At 61.6% G+C, this 16,235-nt stretch carries 13 protein-coding genes and 1 pseudogene; 6 read left to right on the top strand and 8 right to left on the bottom strand.

What is annotated here, in order from left to right:
* Positions 1–75 precede the first annotated feature (75 nt).
* Both gyrA and mtnA read right to left on the bottom strand, forming a co-directional pair.
* Positions 76–2,739: a DNA gyrase subunit A gene (gene gyrA, locus ACUN0G_RS07800; protein ID WP_017477315.1), complete on the bottom strand. Its 2,664-nt coding sequence runs from the start codon at positions 2,737–2,739 to the stop codon at positions 76–78.
* A gap of 301 nt (positions 2,740–3,040) precedes the next feature.
* Positions 3,041–4,117, bottom strand: a complete 1,077-nt coding sequence (gene mtnA, locus ACUN0G_RS07795) for an S-methyl-5-thioribose-1-phosphate isomerase (RefSeq protein WP_258344476.1) — start codon at positions 4,115–4,117, stop codon at positions 3,041–3,043.
* 108 nt (positions 4,118–4,225) lie between these two features.
* On the opposite strand from mtnA, the pseudogene ACUN0G_RS07790 reads away from it, so the two are divergent.
* The 4 genes and pseudogenes from ACUN0G_RS07790 (at position 4,226) to ACUN0G_RS07775 (ending at position 7,923) form a co-directional block, all read left to right on the top strand.
* A pseudogene (locus tag ACUN0G_RS07790) lies at positions 4,226–5,556 on the top strand (TRZ/ATZ family hydrolase).
* A gap of 63 nt (positions 5,557–5,619) precedes the next feature.
* Complete coding sequence (ubiG, locus tag ACUN0G_RS07785) at positions 5,620–6,318, top strand: bifunctional 2-polyprenyl-6-hydroxyphenol methylase/3-demethylubiquinol 3-O-methyltransferase UbiG (RefSeq protein WP_017477312.1); 699 nt, start codon at positions 5,620–5,622, stop codon at positions 6,316–6,318.
* A gap of 4 nt (positions 6,319–6,322) precedes the next feature.
* Positions 6,323–6,994, top strand: coding sequence for an N-acetylmuramic acid 6-phosphate phosphatase MupP (mupP, locus tag ACUN0G_RS07780; protein WP_063032175.1), 672 nt, complete (start codon positions 6,323–6,325; stop codon positions 6,992–6,994).
* A gap of 188 nt (positions 6,995–7,182) precedes the next feature.
* Complete coding sequence (locus tag ACUN0G_RS07775; protein ID WP_003218829.1) at positions 7,183–7,923, top strand: YciK family oxidoreductase; 741 nt, start codon at positions 7,183–7,185, stop codon at positions 7,921–7,923.
* 140 nt (positions 7,924–8,063) lie between these two features.
* On the opposite strand, the gene ACUN0G_RS07770 is transcribed toward ACUN0G_RS07775, so the two are convergent.
* Genes ACUN0G_RS07770 through ACUN0G_RS07745 form a run of 6 tightly spaced genes read right to left on the bottom strand, consistent with a single transcriptional unit; the run spans position 8,064 to position 14,243 of the window.
* Positions 8,064–9,578 (bottom strand): ABC transporter substrate-binding protein, encoded by a 1,515-nt coding sequence (locus tag ACUN0G_RS07770; RefSeq protein ID WP_445573050.1) that lies wholly within the window; start codon positions 9,576–9,578, stop codon positions 8,064–8,066.
* Positions 9,579–9,629: 51 nt separating this feature from the next.
* A complete protein-coding gene (locus ACUN0G_RS07765; protein WP_445573049.1) occupies positions 9,630–10,601 on the bottom strand; it encodes an ABC transporter ATP-binding protein in 972 nt (323 codons plus the stop codon).
* Positions 10,598–11,554, bottom strand: a complete 957-nt coding sequence (locus ACUN0G_RS07760; protein ID WP_445573048.1) for an ABC transporter ATP-binding protein — start codon at positions 11,552–11,554, stop codon at positions 10,598–10,600. Before ACUN0G_RS07760 ends, ACUN0G_RS07765 begins: the two co-directional genes overlap by 4 nt.
* A complete protein-coding gene (locus tag ACUN0G_RS07755) occupies positions 11,551–12,408 on the bottom strand; it encodes an ABC transporter permease (RefSeq protein WP_445573047.1) in 858 nt (285 codons plus the stop codon). Before ACUN0G_RS07755 ends, ACUN0G_RS07760 begins: the two co-directional genes overlap by 4 nt.
* Positions 12,405–13,352: an ABC transporter permease gene (locus tag ACUN0G_RS07750; RefSeq protein WP_445573046.1), complete on the bottom strand. Its 948-nt coding sequence runs from the start codon at positions 13,350–13,352 to the stop codon at positions 12,405–12,407. Before ACUN0G_RS07750 ends, ACUN0G_RS07755 begins: the two co-directional genes overlap by 4 nt.
* Before the next feature lie 3 nt (positions 13,353–13,355).
* The gene (locus ACUN0G_RS07745) at positions 13,356–14,243 is read right to left on the bottom strand and encodes a proline iminopeptidase-family hydrolase (protein ID WP_017477306.1); all 888 of its coding nucleotides are present in this window, start codon (positions 14,241–14,243) and stop codon (positions 13,356–13,358) included.
* Positions 14,244–14,425: 182 nt separating this feature from the next.
* On the opposite strand from ACUN0G_RS07745, the gene ACUN0G_RS07740 reads away from it, so the two are divergent.
* Positions 14,426–15,190 carry a LuxR family transcriptional regulator gene (locus tag ACUN0G_RS07740; RefSeq protein WP_063032184.1) on the top strand — a complete coding sequence of 255 codons (765 nt, stop codon included), beginning with the start codon at positions 14,426–14,428 and terminating at the stop codon, positions 15,188–15,190.
* A gap of 94 nt (positions 15,191–15,284) precedes the next feature.
* Entirely contained in the window at positions 15,285–16,217 is a 933-nt protein-coding gene (locus ACUN0G_RS07735) for a proline iminopeptidase-family hydrolase (protein ID WP_445573045.1), read from the top strand.
* Positions 16,218–16,235: the final 18 nt, after the last annotated feature.

The following is a 16,235-nucleotide window of genomic DNA, read 5'->3' as shown; positions in this document are numbered from 1 at the left end:
AATTCGGGGTTTCAACATTTTCAAAAGGGACAAACAACAAGGGGGCGAATCTTCATCCGCCCCCTGTGTGTCCGCTTATTCCTGCGGTTCTTCTTCGTCTGCGGCAGCGTCGAGTGTTGGCTCGTCGACGCCGTCATCGGCATCGCCGATCACTTGCCCCTCGAGTGCAATCCCCTCTTCACCTTCCAGCTCTTCGCCTTCCACTTCCGATGGCTCCTGGACACGCTCGAGGCCGACCAGTTTTTCGTCCTTGGCCAGCTTGATTAAGGTCACGCCCTGGGTGTTACGCCCCAGGCTCGACACTTCATCAACCCGGGTACGCACCAGGGTGCCCTGGTCGGAAATCAGCATGATTTCCTCGCCGTCGAGCACCTGGACCGCGCCGACCAGACGGCCATTGCGGTCGTTGCTGACCATGGCGATAACGCCCTGGCCACCACGTTTGTACTCCGGGAACTCGCTGATAGCGGTGCGCTTGCCATAACCACGCTCGGAAGCAGTGAGGATCTCGCTGCCTTCTTCCGGGATCAGCATCGAAATCAGCTTCTGCCCTTCCGGCAGACGCATACCGCGCACACCGCGGGCGGTACGGCCCATGGCGCGAACGTCGGATTCCTTGAAGCGCGTGACCTTGCCGCCATCGGAGAACAGCATGACTTCACGCTCGCCGTCGGTGATGGCTGCGCTGATCAACACGTCGCCTTCGTCCAGTTCGAGGGCGATCAGGCCCACGCTGCGTTGACGGCTGAAGGATTCCAGCGGGGTCTTCTTCACGGTGCCCTTGGCGGTGGCCATGAAGATGAAGTGACCTTCGGTGTACTCGTCCACCGGCAGCATGGTGGTGATGTATTCATCACTGTCCAGCGGCAGCAGATTGACCAACGGACGACCACGGGCGGCGCGGGACGCTTCCGGGATTTCGTAGGTTTTCAGCCAGTACACCTTGCCCTTGCTGGAGAACAGCAGCAGCGTGGTGTGGCTGTTGGCGACCAGCAGGTGAGCGATGTAGTCCTCATCCTTGACGCCGGTAGCCGATTTGCCTTTACCGCCACGACGCTGAGCCTGGTACGCAGCCAACGGCTGGGTCTTGGCATAGCCACCGTGGGAGATGGTCACGACGCGATCTTCTTCCGGGATCATGTCACCCAGGGTCAGGTCGAGACGGGCATCGAGAATCTCGGTGCGGCGCACGTCGCCGTATTCGGCGCGGATCACTTCCAGTTCTTCGCGGATCACTTCCATCAGGCGCACGGCGCTGTTGAGGATGCGGATCAGCTCGCCGATCTGGTTGAGAATCTCCTGGTACTCGGCCAGCAGTTTCTCGTGTTCCAGGCCGGTCAGACGGTGCAGACGCAGTTCCAGGATGGCCTGGGCCTGTTCCGGGGACAGGAAATACTTGCCGTCGCGCAGGCCGTATTGTGGGTCCAGGGTCTCCGGACGGCACGAATCGGCACCGGCACGTTCAACCATCGCCACTACGGCGCTGGATTCCCAAGGCATCTTGATCAGGGCTTCTTTAGCTTCCGACGGGGTCGGCGAGGCCTTGATCAGGGCGATGACCGGGTCGATGTTCGACAACGCAACCGCCTGGCCTTCCAGGATGTGGCCGCGTTCACGGGCCTTGCGCAGTTCGAACACGGTACGGCGGGTCACCACTTCGCGGCGGTGACGCACGAAGGCTTCCAGCAGATCCTTGAGGTTCAGGATGCGCGGGCGGCCGTCGATCAGCGCAACCACGTTGATACCGAATACGCTTTGCAGCTGGGTCTGGGCGTAGAGGTTGTTGAGGATCACCTCAGGCACTTCGCCACGACGCAGCTCGATCACCACGCGCATACCGTCTTTGTCAGACTCGTCGCGCAGTTCGGTGATGCCTTCTAGTTTCTTCTCTTTAACCAGCTCGGCGATCTTCTCGATCAGACGCGCCTTGTTCAGCTGGTAAGGCAGTTCGGTGATGACGATCTGCTGACGGCCACCGACCTTGTCGATGTCTTCGATGATCGAGCGGGCGCGCATGTAAATGCGGCCACGACCGGTACGGTAGGCTTCGATGATGCCGGCACGACCGTTGATGATCGCGGCCGTCGGGAAGTCCGGGCCGGGGATGTACTGCATCAGCTCATCGACGGTCAGCTCGGGGTTGTCGATGAGGGCCAGGCAACCGTCGATCACTTCACCGAGGTTGTGTGGCGGGATGTTGGTGGCCATGCCCACGGCGATACCGCTGGAGCCGTTGACCAACAGGTTGGGAATACGGGTCGGCATGACCGCCGGGATCATTTCAGTGCCGTCGTAGTTCGGCACCCAGTCCACGGTTTCTTTGTGCAGGTCAGCCAGCAGCTCGTGCGCCAGCTTGGTCATGCGCACTTCGGTGTATCGCATGGCCGCAGCGTTGTCGCCGTCGACCGAACCGAAGTTGCCCTGGCCGTCTACCAGCAGGTAGCGCAGGGAAAACGGCTGGGCCATCCGAACGATGGTGTCGTACACCGCAGTGTCGCCGTGAGGGTGATACTTACCGATCACGTCACCGACAACACGGGCAGATTTCTTGTACGGCTTGTTCCAGTCGTTACCCAGCTCGCTCATCGCGAACAGCACACGCCTGTGCACGGGCTTCAAGCCATCGCGCGCATCAGGCAGTGCCCGACCGACAATTACGCTCATCGCGTAGTCGAGGTAGGACTGTTTCAGCTCGTCTTCGATATTGACCGGGAGGATTTCTTTGGCCAGTTCGCCCATGAGAAGCCTGATTCCTTTTTCGGGTGAAACCTCGTCACATCCTATGGGACGAACGAAGCTCGCCGCTGCTGGCATGATGCCTGGCAACGACTTACGACAAATCAACGAGTTATGACACGGATCTGCGCATTAAAGGTTACCCCTTGGGGTGACCCTGGAAACCGCCGGATGTTATCACAATCGCCGCCACGCACCTATCCCCCTGATGCGCATGGAGCATAGTAAGTTGACGGATGACAGGCTTGACGGCGACGAGAGGGGCTTAGAACTGAATCCAGGATGTTTTTGGGGGCGAATTGCCTTAATGCAGGCGTTTACGACACATCAATTGCGCCATCTTCGCCGTGTCCGGGCGTTCGACGATGCCTTTTTCCGTGACGATCACATCAATCAGGTCCGCCGGCGTTACATCAAACACCGGATTGAAGGCGTCTACATCGGCAGCGAAGCGGGTGCCGCCGACTTCCAGCAGCTCCCGGGCGTCGCGTTCTTCAAGCGGCACGTCATCACCACTGGCCGCCATCAGGTCGATGGTGGAACTGGCTGCCACCACCATGAAGCGCACGCCATGGTGCATGGCGCACACCGCCAGCTGATAGGTGCCGATCTTGCTGACCACATCGCCATTGGCCGCAATGCAGTCGGCACCGACGATCACCCAGGTCACGCCCTTGGTCTTGAGAATATGCGCACCCGCCGAATCGGCATTCACGGTGACGGGGATGCCCTCATTGGCCAACTCCCAGGCCGTCAGCCGCGAGCCTTGCAGCCAGGGCCGGGTTTCGTTGGCGTAGACCCGCTCCACCATGCCTTCCAGAAACGCCCCGCGAATCACGCCGAGGGCCGTACCTACGCCGCCCGTGGCCAGCGCCCCTGCGTTGCCATGGGTCAGGATCGCCTGGACGTTACCCTGGTGCTTGCGGATCAACTCAACACCCAGCTGCGCCATGGTCAGGTTGGCTTCGCGATCACTTTGGTGAATGGCCACCGCCTCGGCCTCCAGTACCGCCAGCGGGTCGGCGTGTTTCTTGAGGCGATCGAGGCAGTCGCGCATGCGCTTCATCGCCCAGAAAAGATTCGATGCCGTCGGACGGGAATCCGCCAGCAGCGCGTAGTCCTCTTCCCAGGCGGCCTGCCAGTCATCGCCCTCGGCGACGTGAGCACGGGCGGCCAGCACCAGGCCATACGCCGCACTGATGCCAATGGCCGGCGCACCGCGCACCACCATCGTGCGAATGGCCTCGGCCACCTCGGCAGCGCTGGTGCAGGCGACCCAGGTTTCTGCAGACGGCAAAATACGCTGATCGAGCAGGTACAGTGCGCCATCACGCCAGTCGATGGCCTTCACTTTCTCCGCAGCCAACAGTCGATCGCGCATCCCTCACCCCGCACTCATGAACAAAAGCCGCCGATTATAGCGATCCGCCAGCCAGGACGCTCGGGTATACTTCGCCGTTCTTTATAGATGCCTGGGAAACTGCCCTCGATGACACCGACTGCCGCCCCGCTCGACTTATTGCTGCTGCCCACCTGGCTGGTACCTGTCGAGCCTGCCGGCGTAGTGCTCAAGGAGCACGGCCTGGGCATTCGTGACGGACGCATTGCGTTTATCGGCCCACGCGCCGCGGCCCTGAAGCTCGCCGCGACTGAAGTGCGCGAACTGCCGGGCATGCTGCTCAGCCCCGGCCTGATCAACGCCCACGGCCACGCGGCCATGACGCTGTTTCGCGGCCTGGCCGACGACCTGCCGCTGATGACCTGGCTGGAAAACCACATCTGGCCCGCCGAGGCCAAGTGGGTCGACGAAGCCTTCGTGCGCGACGGCACCGACCTGGCGATCGCCGAGCAGATAAAAGGTGGCATCACGTGTTTCTCGGACATGTACTTCTTCCCGAAAGTCGCCAGCGAACGCGTGCACAACGCGGGCATCCGTGCGCAAATCGCCATCCCGATCCTGGATTTCCCGATTCCCGGTGCCGCTGACGCCGACGAGGCGATTCGCCAGGGCGTCGAGCTGTTCGGCGACCTCAAGCATCACCCACGGATCAAAATCACCTTCGGCCCCCACGCGCCGTACACCGTCAGCGATGAAAACCTGGAAAAAATCCGCATGATCGCCGAGGAGCTGGACGCCTCGATCCACATGCACGTGCATGAAACCGCCTTCGAAGTGCAGCAGTCCGTTGAACAGCGCGGTGAACGCCCGCTGGCACGACTGGGCCGCCTGGGCTTGCTGGGGCCGCGCTTCCAGGCCGTTCACATGACCCAAATCAGCGATGACGACCTGGCTTTACTGGTAGAAAGTAACACCAGCGTGATCCACTGCCCGGAATCCAACCTGAAACTGGCCAGCGGCTTCTGCCCGGTGGAACGCCTGTGGCAAGCCGGCGTCATGTGGCAGTAGGCACCGACGGTGCCGCCAGTAACAATGACCTCGACCTGCTGGGCGAAACCCGCACCGCCGCGTTGCTGGCCAAGGCCGTCGCCGGCTCGGCCACCGCCCTGGATGCCCACCGCGCCCTGCGCATGGCCACCCTCAACGGCGCCCGGGCCATGGGCCTGGAAAGTGAAATCGGCTCGCTGGAAGTCGGCAAGGCTGCGGATATCGTGGCCTTCGACCTGTCGGGCCTGGCGCAACAACCGATCTACGATCCGGTCTCACAGCTTATATATGCCACCGGACGCGATTGTGTGAAACACCTTTGGGTCGGCGGCAAGCAATTGCTCGACGACCGGCAACTGACCCGCCTGGATGAACAACAGGTGTGCGCCACGGCCATCGCCTGGGGCCAGCGCATCAGCGGACACAGCGAATAACGCCGGCCCTGGCAGCACATGCCAGGGCCAGCAAAACGTTTTATCAGATTTAGAGGATTCCCCATGAGCAACGTCGACCACGCTGAAATCGCCAAATTCGAAGCCCTCGCCCATCGCTGGTGGGACCGCGAAAGCGAGTTCAAACCTCTGCACGACATCAACCCGCTGCGGGTCAACTGGATTGACGAACGCGTCAACCTGGCCGGCAAGAAGGTGCTGGATGTGGGTTGCGGCGGCGGGATTCTCAGCGAATCCATGGCCCAGCGCGGCGCCACCGTGATGGGTATCGACATGGGCGAAGCGCCATTGGCCGTGGCCCAGTTGCATCAGCTGGAATCCGGCGTGAGCGTTGAATACCGCCAAATCACCGCCGAAGAGCTGGCCGAAGAGATGCCCGGGCAGTTCGACGTGGTCACCTGCCTGGAAATGCTCGAGCACGTGCCGGACCCATCCTCGGTGATCCGCGCCTGCTTCCGCATGGTCAAGCCCGGTGGCCAGGTGTTCTTTTCCACCATCAACCGCAATCCGAAGGCTTACCTGTTCGCGATTATCGGTGCCGAATACATCATGAAGCTGCTGCCTCGCGGCACCCATGACTTCAAGAAATTCATCCGCCCTTCCGAGCTGGGTGCCTGGAGCCGCCAGGCCGGGCTGACCGTCAAGGACATCATCGGCCTGACCTACAACCCGCTGACCAAGCACTACAAGCTGGCCAGCGACGTTGACGTCAACTACATGATCCAGACCCTGCGCGAGGAGTAAGCCTGTGAAGTTGCGAGCGGTTCTTTTCGACATGGACGGTACCCTGCTGGACACCGCGCCGGACTTTATCGCCATCTGCCAGGCCATGCGGGCTGACCGCGGCCTGGCACCGATGAACGACCAGCACATCCGCGATGAAATCTCCGGCGGCGCGCGGGCGATGGTTGCCGTGACCTTTTCCATGGACCCCGAGTCCCCAGGCTTTGAAGAGCTGCGCCAGGAATTCCTGGAGCGTTACCTCAAGGGCTGCGCGATTCACAGCAAGCTGTTCGAGGGCATGGAAGAGCTGCTGGTGGATATCGAGAAATCCAAGCTGATCTGGGGCGTGGTCACCAACAAGCCACTGCGCTTTGCCGAACCGATCATGCAGCAACTGGGCCTGGCGGAACGCTCGGCGCTGCTGATCTGCCCGGACCACGTGAAGAACAGCAAGCCGGACCCGGAGCCGTTGATCCTGGCGTGCAAGATGCTCGACCTGGACCCGGCCAGCGTGCTGTTTGTAGGTGATGACCTGCGGGACATCGAATCGGGCCGCGACGCCGGCACCCGCACCGCGGCGGTCACCTACGGCTATATCCACCCGGACGACAACCCACGCAACTGGGGTGCCGACGTGGTGGTGGATCACCCGCTGGAATTGCGCAAAGTGCTGGACAGCGCGCTGTGCAGCTGCTGATCGGGACTGCCTGAGGTTGATGCAACGTTGTGGCGAGGGAGCTTGCTCCCGTTGGGTTGCGAAGCAGCCCCGCTTTTCGCGACTGCTGCGCAGTCGAACGGGAGCAAGCGCCCTCGCCACAGAAGCCTTAGCCAGCCTTAGCCGCAATCAATCACATGGATTTTCTGTGAACTTTGTCGAGGTTGTTTATGTTTGATTACTCCGCACGTCCAGAACTGCTCAAGGGCCGGGTCATCCTGGTCACCGGCGCCGGTCGCGGAATCGGTGCCGCAGCGGCAAAGACCTATGCCGCCCACGGTGCCACCGTGCTGTTGCTGGGCAAGACCGAAGCCAACCTGGCCCAGGTGTATGACGAAATCGAAGCCGCTGGCCAGCCACAGCCGGTGGTGATCCCGTTCAACCTGGAGACCGCCCTGCCCCATCAATACGATGAGCTGGCAGCGATGATCGAAAAGGAATTCGGCCACCTCGACGGCCTGCTGCACAACGCCTCGATCATCGGCCCGCGCACACCCATCGAGCAGTTGTCCGGTGAGAATTTCATGCGGGTGATGCACGTGAACGTCAACGCGATGTTCATGCTGACCAGCACGCTATTACCGCTGCTCAAGCTGTCCCAGGATGCGTCGGTGGTGTTCACTTCCAGCAGCGTGGGCCGCAAGGGCCGGGCTTATTGGGGGGCGTACGGGGTGTCGAAGTTTGCCACCGAAGGCCTGATGCAAACCCTGGCGGACGAGCTGGACAACGTCGCACCGGTGCGTGCCAACAGCATCAACCCGGGCGCCACCCGCACCAGCATGCGGGCCCAGGCGTATCCAGGGGAGAACCCGACCGATAACCCGACACCGGAAGAAATCATGCCGGTGTACCTGTACCTGATGGGGCCGGACAGTACGGGCATCAATGGGCAGGCGTTTGACGCGCAGTAACTATCGGGAACACAGCAGAACCTAATGTGGGAGCGGGCTTGCTCGCGAAGGCGGTGGATCAGTCAATATCTCTGTTGACTGACACTCCGCCTTCGCGAGCAAGCCCGCTCCCACATTTGTATTGCGGTGTTCTCTAGAACTTAGTTCTTCACCACTTCCTCAAGGGTGAAGCGCCCCAGCGGGTTTTGCAGGAAGTTGCTCACGTTCTTGCGTGAGATGTTGATGTACGGGCTGTAGTACAGGTCGATCCAGTTCACATCCTGTTTCGCCATTTTCTGCAGGTCGACATACATCTGCTCACGCTTGACCGGATCCGCCTCGATCCGCGCGGCCGCCACCAGGTCCTTGACCTTGTCGTTCTTGTAGCGAGTCATGTAGTTCTGGTTGGTGTCGTGGCCCAGCACGAAGGTGGTCTTCTGGTCCGGGTCGAGGATGTCGTTGGTCCAGTACATCACCGAAATATCGTATTCGCCGTCCACCAGCATCTGCCAGCTTTGGGTCGGGTCGACCTTTTGCAGGTTGGCCGTCACGCCGACCTTGGCCAACTGATCCTTGATCATCACCGCAATCTGCTCGTCGGCTTCGTTGCCGGCATTGACCACATAGTTGAGCTTCAAGTCCTGGGCACCGGCCGCAGCCAGCAGATTCTTGGCTTCGGTCGGGTCATACGGGCGTTGCAGGTTGTTGGCGTAGTGGTACAGCGAGCCTTTGGGGATGTAGGAATAGGCCACGGTGCCTTGGCCGAAAGTGGCAGTTTTCACCAACGATTGTTTATCGATGGCCATGTCCAGCGCCTGACGCACTTCCGGCTTGGCCAGCAGGCCGTGGGCATGGTTGATCAACAGGTGATCTTCACGGGTCGACGGGTCGGAGTGGACCACCACGTTCTTGTCTTTTTTCAGCTCTTCAACCCGGGAAAACGGGACGAAGATCGCCGTGTCCAGTTCGTTGTTCTGCACCATGCGCATGCGCGTGTTGTCGTCGGTGACCGACACCCACTCCACGCCATCCAGGCTCACATTACTGGCCTGCCAGAAGTTCGGATTCTTCTTCAGGATCACCCGATCGCCCTTGCGCCACTCGTCCACGGTAAACGCGCCGGAGGTCACCGGGTTTTCCGAGTAGGCGTCTTCGCCCATCTTGGTCATGGCTTTTTCCGACAGGATCGACACCGTCGGCGAAGCCAGTTGCGAGAGGAAGGCGACCGCCGGGGTTTTCAAGGTCACGACCAGCGTCTGCGGATCAGCAGCCTTGGCGGTGTTGATCAGGCTGAACGGGTCGCTCCACAGCGAGGCCTTGTTGTCGCGAATGCGCAACAGGCTGAAGGCGGCGTCGTCAGCAGTGATCGGCGAGCCATCCGAGAACTTCGCGGCCCGCAGTTTGAAGGTGTACGTCAGGCCGTCCTTGGAAATGTCCCAGCTTTCGGCCAGCCCTGGTTCCATCTTGGTGCCCAGGTTGTCCACGCGCACCAGGGTGTCGTAGACGTTGGCGAATACCCAGGTGTCGCGGTTCTGCGCGCTTTTGATCGGGTCAAACGTGGTGCTGTCTTCGCGGCAACCGATGGTGAGCACGCCGGCCGCGTGGGCGATACCGGCGGTCAGCGACCACGCGGTGAGTGTGGCGGCGGCGAGCAACTTCAAGTGACGGGATTGCATGTCATAACTCCTTGTCTATAACGGCTGTTGTTCATGATCGGCAGGAAGGGTTCAAAGCAAAGGTTCTTCAAGCACGCAACTGTACCGATGCGTTTGCACAACGTGAGTCGGCGGCAATACCTCGGCACACACGGCTCGTGCATGTCGGCAACGCGGGTGAAAGGCGCAACCATCAGGCAGCTTCAGCGGGCTCGGCGGCTCGCCCGGCAACGGTTCGCTGGGCAACGGGCGGTACGGATCAATCTCCGGGATCGCCTGGATCAACGCTGCGGTGTAGGGATGGCGCGGCGTGGTGAACACCGCCTCCACCGGACCTTCCTCAACGATTTTCCCCAGGTACATCACTGCCACCCGGTCGCACAGGCGGCGGACGATGGCCAGGTCGTGGGCGATAAACAGGATCGCCAGGTTCATGCGCTGTTGCAGTTCCAGCAGCAGGTTGATGATCTGGCCCTGAATCGACACATCCAGGGCGGCCACGCATTCGTCGGCGATGATCAGCCGTGGCTCCACTGCCAGCGCCCGGGCGATGCCGACGCGCTGGCACTGGCCGCCGCTGAGAGAGCCGGGCTTGCGGCTGGCGAGTTCGGGGCGCAGGCCTACGAGGTCGAGTAATTCGTCGACCCGGCGTGGAATGTTTTCTGACGCCACCTTGCGCTGCACCCGCAGGACTTCGGCGATGGTTTCGCCGACGGTAAGACGCGGGTTCAGGGCCGCGTAGGGATCCTGGAAGATCATCGCCGTCTCGTGCCGCAAACGCGCGATGTCGACAGGCCCGGCGTGGGCCATGTCGATACCGTCGAACACCACCTGCCCGGCGCTGATGGGGTTGAGGTGCAGGATCGCTCGTCCGAGGGTGCTTTTACCGCTGCCGGACTCGCCCACCAAACCGAGTGTTTCGCCGGCCGCCAGGGTCAACGACACCCCATTGACCGCCCTCACCCACTGTTTATTCAGGCCAAACAGGCCACTGCCGGCGGCGGCAAAACGCACTTCAAGGTCATTCACCTGTAATAACGTCATGGGCGAACTCCCAGGGGATAGTGGCATGCAACCCGCACACCTTCCGGCAACAGCTCGGTGCACAAGGTGCCGACTTGCGGGCAACGCGGGTGGAACCGACAGCCCTTGGGCAAGGCATCGAGCAGCGGCGGCTGCCCGGCGATGGTGCGCAACAAGGCGTGGCCGCTGCTGGTGGCGGGCTGGCATTCGATCAGGCCGGCGGTGTACGGGTGTTGCGGGTGCGCCAGCAGCTCGTATTTGCTGCCGTGCTCGCACAGGCGCCCGGCGTACATCACGGCGATGGAGTCACAGGTTTGCGCCACCACGCCCAGGTCGTGGGTGATCATGATGATCGACAGGCCGCGCTGGTCCCGCAGGTCCAGCAGCAGTCGCAGAATCTGGGCCTGCACGGTCACGTCGAGGGCGGTGGTCGGCTCATCGGCGATCAGCACCTTTGGGTTGCAGCCCAAGGCCACGGCGATCATCGCCCGCTGGCGCATGCCGCCGGAAAACTCGTGAGGATAGTTGTCGATTCGCGCCTGGGGATCGGGAATACCAACCTGGCGCAGCACCTCGATAGCCTGCAAGCGCGCGTCTTTTTTCGACGCGCCCTGGTGCAGGCGGATGCCCTCGGCGATCTGCTCGCCAATGCGCATCAGCGGGTCGAGGTGGCTGCTGGGGTTCTGGAAAATCATCCCCAATTGCCCTCCACGAACCGCACGCATACCCGCGTCATCCAGTGCCAGAAGGTCCTTGCCCGCCAGGCGTACCGAACCGCCCTGCACCCGCAGGCTCGGGGACGGCAGCAAACGCATCAGCCCGCGACAGGCCATGGTCTTGCCCGAACCGCTTTCGCCCACCAGACCGAGGATTTCACCTTCGGCCAGGTCGAAGGACACCCGGTCCACCAGGGTCACATCGCGCCCGGTGTTGTTGGCGATCACACTCAGGTCCTGCACTTGCAGAAGACTCATGAGCGATCCCCCAGCACTTGCGCCACGCCATCGGCCAACAGGCTGAATCCCATGGCCAGGGTCACGATGGCCAGGCCCGGAAAGGTACAAATCCACCAGGCAGTGGTGATAAACGCCTGGCCTTCGGCAACCATGGTGCCCCACTCGGCGGTCGGCGGCTGTACGCCCAGGCCCAGGTAGCTGACGGCTGCACCGTTGAGCAGCACCAGCACCGCGTCAGACATCGAGAACACAATCGAGCCGAACATCGCGTTAGGCAACAAATGCCGAAACAGAATGCGCCCATGGCCAAAGCCCAGGCTTTTGGCGGCCAGGGCGAAGTCGCTCTCCTTGAGCACCAGGATCTGTGAGCGGATCAGCCGCGCGTAGGACACCCAGCCCACCAGCGCCATGGCGATATAGAAGCTTTTCAAGCCCGGGCCGAGAATGGCCATGATCGCCAGCATCAGCACCAGGAACGGAAAGGCGAGGATGACGTCGATCACCCGCATGCAGAAGCTGTCGAAACGCCCGCCGATATAACCGGACACCGCACCCACAAAGGTGCCGATCAGGAACGGAAAGATCACGCCGACCACCGCCAGTTGCAGGTCGATGCGCGCGCCCCAGATCACCCTCGAAAGAATGTCTCTACCGTAGTTGTCCGTGCCAAATGGATGGGCGAGGCTGGGGCCCAGCAAACTGATGTCGGTGTTTTGCGCAATTGGATCGAACGGTGCGACCCACGGGGCGAACAGCGCCAGCGCCAGCCATGTCAGCAGAATCAACAGTCCCCAGGCCGCCGTCAGCCGGCCATTGCGAAAACCAAAGCGCAGGCGCAAGCGCCACGGGGCAATCAATGGGCGGCCGCTCATTGCATCTTCACTCGTGGGTCCAGCGCGACCGTCACCACATCGGCAACAAAGTTGACCAGCACGGTGGCACAGGCCAGCACCATCGCCACGCCCTGCACCACCATGTAGTCGCGGGTGAAAATCCCGCGCACCAGCAACTGGCCGATACCGGGAATCGCGAACAGGCTTTCGATCACCACCGTGCCGCTGATCAGCCAGCCAATGTTCACCGCCAGCAGGTTGACCGCCGGCACCAGGGAGTTGGGCAGCACATGGCGACGAAACACCGCCGCCTCCGACAAACCGCGCGCCCGGGCGGCAGTCACGTGATCGGCCTGCAACTCCATCAGCATGCTCGCCCGCAGATTGCGCACCAGCACCGCCGACAGCGCCAGGGCGATGGTCAGGCACGGCAGAATCATGTGGTGCGCCTTGTCCAGCCAGGTACGCCCATACCCGGAGACCGGGAACAGGCCCCATTGCACGCTGAGCAACAGGATCAGCATCAGGCCCAGCCAGAACGCCGGCATGCCCAGGCCGACCGTGGTGAACAGCCGGATCAGGTTATCCGCCCAGCCGCCTTTATTACGTGCGGCCACGGTGGCCATCGGCACGGCGATCAACAGCGCCAGCAGCACGCTGCCGAGTACCAGGAACAGGGTCGGCTCGATACGGGTGACGATCAGTTTCAGCGCGTCGACCTTGTACAGCAGGGACTGGCCGAGGTCGCCCTTGAGCAGGTTTTTCAGGAAGTAGAAATATTGCAGCCACAGCGGCTGGTCGAGGCCGTACTGGGCGCGGATCTTCAGCAAGGCGTCCGGGGTGCTGCGCGAACCCAGCAGCGCCCGCGCCGGGTCGCCGGGAATCGAGCGCACCAATACAAAGGTGATCAGGCTGATGCCAAACAGCACCGGCAGCAATTGCAGCGGCCGGGACAGCACAAAACGGTAGCGCGCCAGGTTCATCCGTCAGCCTCGGTGACGAGCAAGGAAGTCCAGCAGCACCGGGAAGTAAGCCTGGGGCTCTTCGTAAAACGGCATATGGCTGCTGTTGGGGAACACGTGCAATTCAGCGTGCCTGGCCGCGCTTTTCATGCGCATGGCGCAGGCCGGGGTCAGCTCGTCGTGCTGGCCGGTGGTGATCAGTATCGGCATCTTGAACTCGGCCATCTCGGGGATGCGGTTCCAGTCCTTGAGGTTGCCGATGTAGAGGAATTCGTTGGGGCCCTGCATGGTTTCGTAGGGGCCCATGTTCCAGTCGCCGAGGGAGCGCTGGACCGGTGCCGGCCACTCGTCCAGGCGGCAGACGTGGCGGTAGTTGAGCAAGGTGATGGCGGCCTGGTACTGCGGATGGTCGAGGGTGCCCATGGCTTCGTGGCGTTGCATCATCGCCACGGTCTCGCTGCCAAGGGCGCCGCGCAGGCGCTCCAGTTCCAGGGACAGGTGCGGAATGTCGCCGACGGTGTTTTCCAGGATCAGGCTTTTCAGCGCGTCGGGGTAGTGAATGGCGTATTCGATGCCCAGCCATCCGCCCCAGGAATGTCCCAGCAGGTGCACGCGCCCCAGGCCCAAGGCCTGGCGCACCGTCTCGACTTCTTCGACATAACGGCTGATTTCCCACAGCGAAACATCGGTCGGTCTGGCTGATGCGCCGGTGCCAAGCTGGTCGAATGCAACCACTCGCAGGCCGTTGTCCTTGAGCCAGCCATGGGCGTCGCGCAAGTAGTCGCAAGGCAGCCCCGGGCCGCCATTGAGGCACAGCAGCACTTCATCGCCTTCGCCAAAGCTGTAGGCCACGAGGTTGTGGCCATCGACTTGCACGTTGTACTGCTGGTCGGGGGCAATTTCACGCCACATGCATACATTCCTTGTTGTGTGTCGGCCCTGGGGATAATGGCCGTTTAAAGGCCAACACTACCGAGGATGCCGCGCGTCCATAACCTGGTAATTCTTATAGGTTTGGTCTGGCAGTCCTTCGCCGGGGCGTGGCATTCTACTTGCAGCAAGACGAGATTCAAACGAATTCGGGAGCAGAACGGATGCTGGCCAGGTTAACTGCCTTTAATGACCGTCTCATCCCCGGCAGGAGCCTGGATGAGCAGATGGACAACACCCTCGTATTGGCCCAGGACCTGGGTTTTGATGCGCTGGTCTACGACTACACCCCCGTGCCCATTGACCATAATGGTGCACTGATCACCCCTTCTGTGCTGCAACTGCGCAATACGCCACCCGACTGGTACAGCTTGTGGTGCAGCTCCGGTTTTTATCAGATCGATCCGGTGCAACACCTCGCGCTGTCGACGGTTTCACCGTTTGTCTGGTCCTACGAGGCCAAGGCCGACACCGCGCTGCAAAAGATCATCGACCCCTGCCACGCCCCCGTTTCCAGCTACCTGCACGACCGGCAGATGACCTGCGGCGTCAGCGTGCCGATCCATTTGCCCCGTGGCGGCTTCGCCTCCCTGACCGGCCTGCGCACCGGCAAGGCCAGCACGGTGCTGGAGGATGCTCGCCAGACCCTGTCGGATTTCAACCTGATTACCCATGCCTTGCAGGAAGCGGCCTACCCGCTGTTCAGCAAGGAACTGCGCTCGTACCCGCACATCCGCCTGACCAAACGCGAGCGCGAATGCCTGAAATGGGCCGCCGACGGCCTGACCGCCGCCGAAATCGCCACGCAATTGAGCCGCTCCCTGGCCGTTGTCACCCTGCACCTGGCGTCGGCCATGCATAAGCTGGGGGCCAAGAACCGGGTACAAGCGGTCGTGCGCGCCACCCATTACCGCTTGCTGGAAGACTGATCCGAAGGCAAAACCTAGCTGTTTTGCTAGTTACTTAAACTTTCTGTGCCGACTATCGTGTGCCTGATCACTTTTTCTCAGGGCAGGGCACGAAATGGAATTCATCGACACCATCCGCGAGGGCTATGCGGCTTTTCGCGACTACCAGACCTGGTATCGGGTCACCGGCGACCTGGACAGCGGCCTCACGCCACTGGTTATCCTCCATGGCGGCCCGGGCTGCACCCATGATTATGTCGACGCCTACAAGGACGTGGCTGCCAGTGGCCACGCGGTCATTCACTACGACCAACTGGGCAACGGGCGCTCCACGCATCTGCCCGACAAAGACCCTTCCTTCTGGACCGTCAGCTTGTTCCTGGAAGAACTGGACAACCTGCTGGACCACCTGCAGATCAGCAACAACTACGCGATCCTGGGGCAATCCTGGGGCGGCATGCTCGGCAGCGAACACGCCATCCTGCAACCCAAGGGCCTGCGCGCGTTTATCCCGGCCAACTCGCCAACCTGCATGCGGACCTGGGTCGCCGAGGCCAACCGCCTGCGCAAGTTACTGCCTGAAGGCGTACACGAAACCCTGCTCAAGCACGAACAGGCCGGCACCTATCAAGACCCTGAGTACCTGGCGGCTTCGCGGATTTTCTATGACCAGCACGTGTGCCGGGTCAATCCATGGCCCGAAGAAGTCGCCCGCACCTTCGCCCAGGTGGATTCGGACCCGACGGTGTACCACGCCATGAGCGGGCCGACGGAATTCCATGTAATTGGCAGCTTGAAAGACTGGAACGTGATCGGCCGGCTGTCGAAGGTCAATGTGCCGACCCTGGTGATTTCCGGCCGGCATGACGAGGCCACGCCGCTGGTGGTCAAGCCGTTCCTGGATGAGATTGCCGACGTGCGCTGGGCACTGTTCGAAGACTCCAGCCATATGCCCCATGTTGAAGAACGACAGGCGTGCATGGGCACAGTGGTGCAGTTTTTGGATCAGGCCTGCTCTGTTCCCCACAAAGCACTCAAAACTGGCTAACCAACCGTAGCAGCTGTC

The sequence above is a fragment of the Pseudomonas sp. 32A genome, from assembly GCF_052682255.1.
The sequence above is the reverse complement of the archived record's forward strand: the minus strand, read 5'-3'. Positions and strand labels throughout refer to the sequence as shown.

Bases quoted from the DNA above. Each gene is read 5' to 3' on its own strand.
- gyrA (WP_017477315.1), bottom strand. From the start codon at position 2,739: ATGGGCGAACTGGCCAAAGAAATCCTCCCGGTCAATATCGAAGACGAG.
- mtnA (WP_258344476.1), bottom strand. From the start codon at position 4,117: ATGCGCGATCGACTGTTGGCTGCGGAGAAAGTGAAGGCCATCGACTGG.
- ubiG (WP_017477312.1), top strand. From the start codon at position 5,620: ATGAGCAACGTCGACCACGCTGAAATCGCCAAATTCGAAGCCCTCGCC.
- ACUN0G_RS07775 (WP_003218829.1), top strand. From the start codon at position 7,183: ATGTTTGATTACTCCGCACGTCCAGAACTGCTCAAGGGCCGGGTCATC.
- ACUN0G_RS07770 (WP_445573050.1), bottom strand. From the start codon at position 9,578: ATGCAATCCCGTCACTTGAAGTTGCTCGCCGCCGCCACACTCACCGCG.
- ACUN0G_RS07765 (WP_445573049.1), bottom strand. From the start codon at position 10,601: ATGACGTTATTACAGGTGAATGACCTTGAAGTGCGTTTTGCCGCCGCC.
- ACUN0G_RS07760 (WP_445573048.1), bottom strand. From the start codon at position 11,554: ATGAGTCTTCTGCAAGTGCAGGACCTGAGTGTGATCGCCAACAACACC.
- ACUN0G_RS07755 (WP_445573047.1), bottom strand. From the start codon at position 12,408: ATGAGCGGCCGCCCATTGATTGCCCCGTGGCGCTTGCGCCTGCGCTTT.
- ACUN0G_RS07750 (WP_445573046.1), bottom strand. From the start codon at position 13,352: ATGAACCTGGCGCGCTACCGTTTTGTGCTGTCCCGGCCGCTGCAATTG.
- ACUN0G_RS07745 (WP_017477306.1), bottom strand. From the start codon at position 14,243: ATGTGGCGTGAAATTGCCCCCGACCAGCAGTACAACGTGCAAGTCGAT.
- ACUN0G_RS07740 (WP_063032184.1), top strand. From the start codon at position 14,426: ATGCTGGCCAGGTTAACTGCCTTTAATGACCGTCTCATCCCCGGCAGG.
- ACUN0G_RS07735 (WP_445573045.1), top strand. From the start codon at position 15,285: ATGGAATTCATCGACACCATCCGCGAGGGCTATGCGGCTTTTCGCGAC.